The sequence below is a fragment of the Escherichia sp. 94.0001 genome, from assembly GCF_013369155.2.
Classification (GTDB): Bacteria; Pseudomonadota; Gammaproteobacteria; order Enterobacterales; family Enterobacteriaceae; genus Escherichia; species Escherichia coli_F.
Genome location: NZ_JABWMS020000096.1, coordinates 1 through 9,489 on the forward strand (window position 1 = coordinate 1; position 9,489 = coordinate 9,489).

The following is a 9,489-nucleotide window of genomic DNA, read 5'->3' on the forward strand; positions in this document are numbered from 1 at the left end:
AACCTGCGACCAATTGATTAAAAGTCAACTGCTCTACCAACTGAGCTAACGACCCACTTTTTCGTTGCTTTCGGTTTGTTTGATATCCCGTGGCAACGGCGGCATATATTACTGATTTCAGACTTGAGCGCAACAAAAATTTCGATGCAGATCACTCAACTGCTTATGATTCGCACGACACGACCAGAAATAATGCGACTTCTGGTCGTGTGTTATGCATTACATCGCGTTCAGACGTTTTTGCGCCTGTTTAGCGCCATCAGTACCAGGGTATTTACTGATAACCTGCTGGTATACGGCTTTCGCTTTTGCGGTGTCACCTTTGTCCTGCATGATGACGCCGACTTTAAACATCGCATCCGCAGCCTTCGGTGACTTCGGATAGTTTTTCACTACCGAAGCAAAATAGTACGCCGCATCATCTTTTTTACCCTTGTTGTAGTTTAACTGACCCAGCCAATAATTGGCGTTTGGCAGATAAGTTGAATCAGGGTAATTTTTGATGAAATTCTGAAATGCCACCATTGCGTCATCCTGGCGGGATTTATCCTGCACCAGCGCAATAGCTGCATTGTAATCCGTGTTTGCATCACCGCTTTTCACCGGCGCGCCAGCATTCGCAGTACCAGCATCAGCTGTCGGCGTCGTTGATGCCGCCGCACCGCTTTGATCGCCGCTGGTTGATTGCGCCGCTGCACCACCGCTGCTGAGGCTATCGATCTGCAACAGGATCTGCTTTTGCCGCTCCACGACCTGATTCAGTTGATACTGATTTTCCTGAATCTGACCACGCAGGGAATCAATATCGGATTGATTATCAGAGAGTTGTTGCTGGAGTTGGGTTAAAAGCTGGCTGTGAGCATTAGAAATACGCTCAAGTTGAGTGACGCGGTCTTCGACCGAGCCTGAGCCGACACTACTGATTGGTGCCTGAGCAAAAGCGGCCCAGGGGGCCGCTATACCAACCAGTAACGACAGACTCAATAGTTGATGTCTGAAGTTACTGCTCATGCAATTCTCTTAGTAAACCAGTACCGCACGACGGTTTTTGGAGTATGCCGCTTCGTCATGACCCAGTACTGCAGGTTTTTCTTTACCGTAAGAAACGATGGAGATCTGGTCTGCAGAAACGCCTTTACCCTGCAGGTACATCTTAACGGCGTTCGCACGACGTTCACCCAGGGAGATGTTGTATTCCGGAGTACCACGTTCGTCCGCGTGACCTTCTACGGTGACTTTGTAAGACGGGTTGCTACGCAGGAAGTTTGCGTGTGCATCCAGCATTTGAGCGAAGTCAGAACGGATATCGTACTTGTCCAGATCGAAGTAAACGATGTTGTTCTGCTGCAGCTGTTGCATTTGCAGACGAGCCTGCTCTTCGGAAGACATGTTGCCATTGCCGCCGTTCGCATCCATACCAGTGCCGGCACCCAGCATGCCTTCGCTGCCGTCATTGCTGGCGTTCTTGTTGGAAGAACATGCCGCAATTGCCATAACAGGCAGAGCAATCATCAGCCCTTTCAGCACTTTGTTCAGTTGCATTTCAATGATTCCTTTACTATTCAATTAATTATTATCACAGATACGGCGACCAGGCAGGGAATTTGACCTGTCCATCAGTTGCCGGAAGACGCGCTTTGAAACGCCCATCTGTAGAAACCAAATTCAGCACGGATCCCATCCCCTGAGAAGAGCTGTAGATTACCATAGTGCCGTTAGGTGCCAGACTTGGCGTTTCATCCAGGAACGTGGACGACAGAACTTGTACGCCTCCCGTTGCCAGATCTTGTTTGGCAATGTGCTGCTGCCCACCATTGGAGCTGACCATTACCATAAATTTACCGTCGCTGCTGACATCCGCATCCTGGTTCTGCGAACCTTCCCAGGTAATACGTTGTGGCGCACCGCCGTTGATATTCACTTTATAAACCTGCGGACGACCGGCCTGGTCAGAAGTAAATGCCAAGTTCTGGCTGTCCGGGAACCAGGTCGGTTCGGTATTGTTACTGCGACCATCAGTCACCTGGCGAATCTGACCAGAAGCCAAATCCATTACGTACAGGTTCAGGCTACCGGTTTTCGACAAGGCGAATGCCAGTTTGCTGCCGTCTGGCGAGAATGCAGGTGCACCGTTGTGACGCGGGAATGAAGCCACCTGACGTACAGCGCCATTTGCCAGCGTTTGGATGACCAGCGCGGAACGACCGCTTTCGAAGGTCACATAAGCCAGTTTAGAACCGTCTGGTGACCACGCCGGAGACATCAGCGGCTGCGGTGAACGGTGAACGACAAATTGGTTGTAACCGTCATAGTCAGATACGCGCAGTTCATACGGGAACTGACCGCCGTTGGTCTGAACAACGTAGGCAATACGGGTACGGAACGCACCTTTAATGCCGGTCAGTTTTTCAAATACTTCATCACTGGCGGTATGACCAGCATAACGCAGCCACTGCTTGTTCACTTTGTACGAGTTCTGAGCAAGTACAGTACCCGGTGCGCCGCCAGTGTCCACAAGCTGATAAGCAACATTGTAAGAGCCGTCCGGATTCGGAGTGACCTGGCCGACAACCACAGCGTCAATACCCAGCGCAGACCATGCAGCTGGTTGAACTTCCTGCGCACTACCCGGCTGCTGTGGCAGACGAGCGCGATCTAATGGATTAAATTTACCACTGTTACGCAAGTCAGCAGCAACGATGCCGCCAATATCTTCAGGTGCTGCACCAGGACCCGCCCACTGGAAAGGAACAACGCCAATAGGACGACCGGAATCTACACCGCTGTCGATCACAATGCGGACTTCAGCATGCAGAACTGATGCCCACAGTATGAGAAAACCAAATGCTACTCGTAATGCCTGCTTCATCATATCTCCCTTATCTGGACCGATGGCCCACGATAATTTAGCAGAATGTTAACAAACTAAAATACACAAAACTACCAGAACCCCGTGGCAACCGGTGTCTGATGTTGACCGTCGGAACAGTCAGCATCGCGATTACGGTTTGAAGTCCAATGGCGCGTTTTTGAACACTTCATATACTGCCTGGCTTGGTGGTTTTGGGATCTTCGCAAGTTTAGCTGCTGCCAACGCAGCCTGACAAAGTGCGGGATCGCCACCTTCAGGTTTGATATCCAGTAACATACCATCGGGTGCCAGTTTTATGCGCAGCGTACAGGTCTTGCCTGCATAGGACGATGCGTCATAGAACTTACTTTCGATAGCAGATTTAATCTGCCCGGCATAGTTATTGATATCGGCCCCTGATGCGCCATTGTTTTTAGTATTACCACTCCCGGCAGGCGAAGCATTGTTCCCTTTCGCCCCTCCCCCCGTTTTCGGTGCATTCTTACCAGAGCTTAGCTCACCGAAAATATCATCTGCCTCTGCGGCCGCTTTTGCTGCAGCGGCTTTTTCAGCGGCAGCTTTTGCCGCTGCCGCTTTTTTGTCTGCGGCGGCTTTTTCTGCCGCTGCTTTCTTATCAGCTGCTGCCTTTTCAGCAGCCGCTTTTTCTGCTGCTTTTTTGTCGGCTGCAGCTTTCTCTGCCGCTGCTTTCTTATCAGCTGCAGCCTTTTCAGCAGCCGCTTTCTTCTCAGCTTCTGCCTTGGCTTTTTCAGCAGCTTCAGTTGCCGCTTTTTTTCTTGCTTCAGCTGCAGCTGCTTCTGCCGCTTCCGCTTTCTTCTTCAGCGCCGCAGCGGCTGCTTCGGCTTTTTTCTGCGCTTCGGCTGCGGCTTTGGCGGCTTCTGCTTCTGCTTTTTTCTTCGCGTCTGCAGCCGCTTTCTTCGCTGCTTCTTCCGCAGCTTTTGCATCCGCTTCAGCCTTCGCTTTAGCATCTGCCGCCGCTTTCGCTGCCGCCTCTTCCGCTTGCTTCTGCTTTAACTCGGCCTGTTTTGCGGCTTCTTCAGCCTGCTTTTTCTGCTCCTGAGCCGCTAACCGCTCTTTCTCAAGTTGCTTCAGGCGTTCCTGTTCAGCCGCTTGTTTCTCACGCAGTTCTTCCGCAGCCTGCTGTTCCTTCATCTTGCGCTGCTCATCAGAACGCTTCGCGCTTGATTCCTGGCTTTGCATGCGTTTGTACTGCTCAACTACCGCACCTGAATCAACCATTACAGCGTCGATGGACGAACCACCGCCGCCTCCGGCTGAAGCTTCTATATTCTCATCGAACGAACTCCAGATCAGCGCCGCAAATAAGATGACATGCAGCACTGCTGAAATAATTATCGCCCGCTTGAGCTTGTCGTTTTGTTCGGTTGCCTTTGACACTCTCGGTTTCCAAAAACTGTTCGCCTGTTACCCGCTCTCTTTCAAGCAAGGGAAACGCAGATGTTTAGATAGGCTGCGTCATTAAACCAACCGATTTCACACCCGCACTATGTAACAAGTTCAGTGCTTTAATTATTTCATCGTAAGGCACATCTTTTGCGCCACCGATCAGAAAGACCGTTTTCGGGTTGGCCTTGAAACGGCTGGACACTTCCGCCACCACCTGCTCTGGTGGTAAACGCTCCAGGCGATCTTTCTCAACCACCACGGTGTACTGACCAATACCAGACACTTCAACAATCACTGGCGGATTATCGTTACTGCTCACCGCCTGTGATTCAGTAGCGTCTGGCAGATCGACCTCCACGCTCTGGGTGATGATGGGCGCTGTCGCCATAAAGATCAGCAACAGCACCAGCAGTACGTCCAGCAACGGTACAATGTTGATTTCGGACTTGAGATCGCGACGACCTCGTCCACGCGCTCTGGCCATGGCTTACCCCTTGTTGCTCTCGCTAACGGTAAACGCCTGGCGGTGCAGAATCGCGGTAAACTCTTCCATAAAGTTGTCGTAATTCAGTTCCAGTTTGTTTACGCGCTGGTTGAGGCGGTTATAAGCCATTACCGCCGGAATTGCGGCGAACAGACCAATTGCCGTCGCAATCAACGCTTCTGCGATACCGGGCGCAACCATTTGCAGTGTTGCTTGTTTTACCGCCCCGAGGGCGATAAAGGCGTGCATGATCCCCCAGACCGTACCAAACAGACCAATATACGGGCTGATGGAGCCAACCGTACCGAGGAACGGAATGTGCGTTTCCAGATTTTCAAGTTCACGGTTCATGGAAATACGCATCGCTCGCGACGCCCCTTCCACTACGGCTTCCGGCGCATGGCTATTGGCACGATGTAGGCGCACAAACTCTTTGAACCCGCTGTAAAAGATTTGTTCCGAACCGGTCAGATTATCCCGTTTCCCCTGGCTCTCTTGATAGAGGCGAGAAAGTTCGATTCCAGACCAGAATTTATCTTCAAACGCTTCGGCTTCGCGCGCCGCTGCGTTAAGAATACGGGTCCGCTGGATAATAATGGCCCAGGATACGATTGAAAAACCAATCAAAATCAACATGATAAGTTTAACCAGAAGGCTAGCCTTCAGGAACAAATCAAGGATATTCATGTCAGTCACTGCTTAAACTCCGCGACAATAGACTTGGGAAGCGCACGAGGCTTCATTTTGAGTGGGTCAACGCAAACAACCAGAACCTCTGCTTCATTCAGCAAAGTATTCTCGGCGTTGACAATACGTTGCGTGAAAACCAAAGAGGTGCCACGCATTGATGTTATTTCAGTCTGTATTTCGAGCATATCGTCGAGCCGCGCAGGTGCATAATATTCCACCGTCATTTTACGCACCACAAAGGCAACGCGTTCAGCCATCAGCGCCTGCTGACTGAAGTGATGATGACGCAGCATCTCTGTGCGTGCTCTTTCATAAAAAGCGACGTAACTGGCGTGGTACACCACACCACCGGCATCGGTATCTTCATAGTAGACGCGAACCGGCCATCGAAACAGCGTTGTATTCACTTTACATCCCGGTAATGCAACAAAAGTTAGAGCTTTTAAACGCTGCTACTATACGCGCGCGATTGAGGTTTGGGAATGAGGGCAAGTTAAGGGAGCGTAAAAATTTATGGGCCTGAAGCGGCCCATAAATTTTTAAAGAGAATTCTGATTTAAAAGAAGAAGAAAATCAGCCCGACAATGAGAACAATATCGGCAAGCAAAGGGCAAAAAATCCCTTGCCAGAGAACCTTCTGCGGACGAAAGCCCACGCCGTGAATAACACCAGCACAGACGGCCCACATCAGCAATAAACCATGCCAGATTTCCAGTTCACTGGTCTTCGCGGCGAAACGTGACGGGTCCAAAAACATACATCCTGCTAACAGAAGCGCCATCACGAAGGAAAGCGCCCGCAGGGGGCGCTTGTCCATTACCGCATACAAGGTTGCGATAATCTTACTCATCAGATGTCTTCTTGACCGGCTTTACCTGATTCGACGTGCTCAAGCGCCAGCGCGGTGATTACCCCAAACGAACAGGCAAGAAGCGTTCCCAGAATCCATGCGAAATACCACATTTTTAGCTCCTTACTTAGTACAGAGAGTGGGTGTTACGTTCAATATCTTCTTTGGTGATACGACCGAACATTTTCCAGTAGCACCAGGCGGTGTAGAGCAGAATGATCGGTACCAGAACCACCGCAACCCAGGTCATGACGTTAAGCGTCAGCTGGCTGGAAGTTGCATCCCACATTGTCAGACTTGCGTTCATCATGGTGCTGGACGGCATCACAAACGGGAACATTGCGATACCGGCAGTCAGGATGATGCAGGCCAGCGTCAGTGAGGAGAACACAAACGCCCATGCGGCTTTATCCATACGTGCAGTCAGGATAGTCAGCAGAGGCAGAACCACACCCAGTACCGGAATAGCCCACAGAATCGGCGTATTGTTGAAGTTCACCAACCATGCGCCAGCTTCACGAACCACTTCTTTATTCAGCGGGTTAGATGCCGCGTAATGGTCCATTGTTGATTTCACGACATAACCATCGATACCGTACATCACCCATACGCCAGCCAGTGCGAAACAGATCAGTGTCACCAGTGCCGCCACCTGAGCCGTTGCACGGGTACGCAGGTGCAGTTCGCCCACGGTACGCATTTGCAGATAGGTTGCGCCCTGAGTAATGATCATCCCTACGCTCACCACGCCTGCCAGCAGGCCGAACGGGTTAAGCAGCTGGAAGAAGTTACCGGTGTAGTACAGACGCAGATATTCATCAACGTTGAACGGTACGCCCTGCAACAGGTTACCGAACGCTACACCAATCACCAGCGGCGGAACGAAGCTACCAATGAAGATGCCCCAGTCCCACATGTTACGCCAGCGGGTTTCTTCAATCTTGGAGCGGTAGTCAAAACCGACCGGACGGAAGAACAAAGACGCCAGCACGAGGATCATCGCCACATAGAAGCCGGAGAACGCAGCGGCATAGACCATCGGCCAGGCAGCAAACAGAGCGCCACCCGCAGTGATCAGCCATACCTGGTTACCGTCCCAGTGTGGTGCGATGGAGTTAATCATAATTCGACGCTCGGTGTCGTTACGACCGAGGAAACGGGTGAGCATGCCCACCCCCATGTCGAAACCGTCAGTGACTGCAAAACCAATCAGCAGAACGCCAACCAGCAGCCACCAGATAAAACGCAATACTTCATAATCGATCATTTGACGACTCCTGTCTTAGCGTGCCGGCTGAGTAGTCGTGGAAGACTGCTCAAAGTGATAGCGACCGGTTTTCAGGCTGCTTGGGCCGAGGCGTGCAAACTTGAACATCAAGAACAATTCTGCCACCAGGAACAGGGTATACAGGCCACAAATCAGCACCATCGAGAAGATGAGGTCGCCTGCGGTCAGTGACGAGTTCGCTACAGCTGTCGGCAGCACTTCACCGATAGCCCAAGGTTGGCGACCATATTCAGCCACGAACCAGCCCGCTTCTACAGCAATCCACGGCAACGGAATACCGTACAATGCAGCGCGCAGCAGCCATTTTTTCTCGCCAATACGGTTGCGGATGACACTCCAGAAAGAGAGCGCGATGATTGCCAGCAGCAGGAAGCCACACGCCACCATGATACGGAACGCGAAGTACAGCGGCGCTACACGTGGAATGGAGTCTTTGGTTGCCTGTTGAATCTGCGCTTCAGTTGCATCCGCCACGTTTGGCGTATAGCGTTTCAGCAGCAGACCGTAACCGAGGTCTTTCTTCATGCTATTGAACTGGTCACGAACCGCCTGGTCAGTAGAACCAGAACGCAGTTGCTCGAGCAGAGAGTACGCCTTCATCCCGTTACGGATGCGTTCTTCATGCTGCACCATCAGCTCTTTCAGGCCGATAACCGGGGTATCCACGGAACGCGTTGCAATGATGCCCAGCGCGTAAGGGATCTGGATCGCAAATTTGTTCGTCTCCTCTTCCTGATCAGGAATGCCGAACAGAGTAAAGGCAGCAGGTGCAGGTTGCGTTTCCCACTCGGCTTCAATAGCAGCCAGTTTGGTTTTCTGCACGTCGCCCATTTCATAACCAGATTCATCACCCAGAACAATAACAGACAGAACGGCAGCCATACCGAAGCTGGCAGCGATAGCAAAGGAGCGTTTAGCGAAGGCGAAGTCACGACCTTTCAGCATATACCATGCGCTGATACCGAGGATGAACATCGCGCCAGTCACATAACCAGACGCTACAGTGTGAACGAATTTCACCTGAGCAACCGGGTTAAGCACCAGCTCGGAGAAGCTCACCATCTCCATACGCATAGTTTCAAAGTTGAAATCGGATGCGATTGGGTTTTGCATCCAGCCGTTCGCAACCAGAATCCACAGTGCGGACAGGTTTGAACCAAGCGCCACCAGCCAGGTGACACACATATGCTGAACTTTACCCAGACGATCCCAACCGAAGAAGAACAGACCTACAAAGGTGGATTCGAGGAAGAAGGCCATCAGACCTTCGATTGCCAGCGGCGCACCGAAGATATCCCCTACATAGTGGGAATAGTAAGACCAGTTAGTCCCGAACTGGAACTCCATGGTCAGACCGGTTGCCACACCCAGAGCGAAGTTGATACCAAACAACTTGCCCCAGAACTTGGTCATATCTTTATAAATCTGTTTGCCGGAAAGGACGTAGACCGTTTCCATAATGGCCAGCAGGAACGCCATACCGAGCGTCAGTGGCACAAAAAGGAAGTGGTACATCGCGGTCAAGGCAAACTGTAAGCGCGACAGTTCGACTATATCTAACATCATGACTCCTTGCTCATCGCATGAAGACTCCGAGAGTGAACCCCGTTAGAAAGGGTCACACGCATGCCCCAATACAAAATTATTTGCTCGCCTCTATCGTTGCCATTTCATCAAAAGAGGAAAAGACAATGATAAAAAAGTTACAAACATGTTAATGAATAAACCAAATTGATCCCGTAATTATATTACGCCGCAAAATCCTTACAATAAACAGGTTTTTATTGAGCAAATTTGCATTTTTCGACAGTGATCAATTTATAGCGAAATTGTCACGATCTCACCAATTTGATCTACGACAATTTATCGTGTTTTGCAGATTTTTTTCAAGAATTAAAAAT

Annotated in this window: 11 protein-coding genes; all 11 read right to left on the reverse strand. The window is 50.8% G+C overall.

All coding sequences use genetic code 11. The features are described from left to right. Nucleotides 1-219: 219 nt before the first annotated feature. Nucleotides 220-1,011: a cell division protein CpoB gene (gene cpoB / locus HEN33_RS23015; RefSeq protein ID WP_000097569.1), complete on the reverse strand. Its 792-nt coding sequence runs from the start codon at nucleotides 1,009-1,011 to the stop codon at nucleotides 220-222. A 9-nt stretch (nucleotides 1,012-1,020) separates the two neighbouring features. Beyond that, a complete protein-coding gene (gene pal / locus HEN33_RS23020) occupies nucleotides 1,021-1,542 on the reverse strand; it encodes a peptidoglycan-associated lipoprotein Pal (RefSeq protein ID WP_001295306.1) in 522 nt (173 codons plus the stop codon). 34 nt (nucleotides 1,543-1,576) lie between these two features. Further along, nucleotides 1,577-2,869, reverse strand: coding sequence for a Tol-Pal system beta propeller repeat protein TolB (gene tolB / locus HEN33_RS23025; RefSeq protein WP_001295307.1), 1,293 nt, complete (start codon nucleotides 2,867-2,869; stop codon nucleotides 1,577-1,579). A 132-nt stretch (nucleotides 2,870-3,001) separates the two neighbouring features. Beyond that, nucleotides 3,002-4,267: a cell envelope integrity protein TolA gene (gene tolA, locus HEN33_RS23030; protein WP_000030637.1), complete on the reverse strand. Its 1,266-nt coding sequence runs from the start codon at nucleotides 4,265-4,267 to the stop codon at nucleotides 3,002-3,004. A gap of 64 nt (nucleotides 4,268-4,331) precedes the next feature. Beyond that, nucleotides 4,332-4,760: a colicin uptake protein TolR gene (tolR, locus tag HEN33_RS23035; RefSeq protein WP_000090097.1), complete on the reverse strand. Its 429-nt coding sequence runs from the start codon at nucleotides 4,758-4,760 to the stop codon at nucleotides 4,332-4,334. Between the two features lie 3 nt (nucleotides 4,761-4,763). Next, entirely contained in the window at nucleotides 4,764-5,456 is a 693-nt protein-coding gene (tolQ, locus tag HEN33_RS23040; protein WP_158138160.1) for a Tol-Pal system protein TolQ, read from the reverse strand. After that, on the reverse strand, nucleotides 5,453-5,857 hold the full coding sequence (ybgC, locus tag HEN33_RS23045; protein WP_001098384.1) for a tol-pal system-associated acyl-CoA thioesterase: 405 nt from the start codon (nucleotides 5,855-5,857) through the stop codon (nucleotides 5,453-5,455). Before ybgC ends, tolQ begins: the two co-directional genes overlap by 4 nt. Nucleotides 5,858-6,006: 149 nt before the next feature. Further along, nucleotides 6,007-6,300 (reverse strand): cyd operon protein YbgE, encoded by a 294-nt coding sequence (gene ybgE, locus HEN33_RS23050; RefSeq protein WP_176262547.1) that lies wholly within the window; start codon nucleotides 6,298-6,300, stop codon nucleotides 6,007-6,009. Next, nucleotides 6,300-6,413: a cytochrome bd-I oxidase subunit CydX gene (gene cydX, locus HEN33_RS23055; protein ID WP_000270282.1), complete on the reverse strand. Its 114-nt coding sequence runs from the start codon at nucleotides 6,411-6,413 to the stop codon at nucleotides 6,300-6,302. Before cydX ends, ybgE begins: the two co-directional genes overlap by 1 nt. A 14-nt stretch (nucleotides 6,414-6,427) precedes the next feature. Further along, entirely contained in the window at nucleotides 6,428-7,567 is a 1,140-nt protein-coding gene (gene cydB / locus HEN33_RS23060) for a cytochrome d ubiquinol oxidase subunit II (RefSeq protein WP_176262548.1), read from the reverse strand. 15 nt (nucleotides 7,568-7,582) lie between these two features. Continuing rightward, the gene (gene cydA, locus HEN33_RS23065; protein ID WP_000884361.1) at nucleotides 7,583-9,151 is read right to left on the reverse strand and encodes a cytochrome ubiquinol oxidase subunit I; all 1,569 of its coding nucleotides are present in this window, start codon (nucleotides 9,149-9,151) and stop codon (nucleotides 7,583-7,585) included. Between the last annotated feature and the right edge of the window lie 338 nt (nucleotides 9,152-9,489).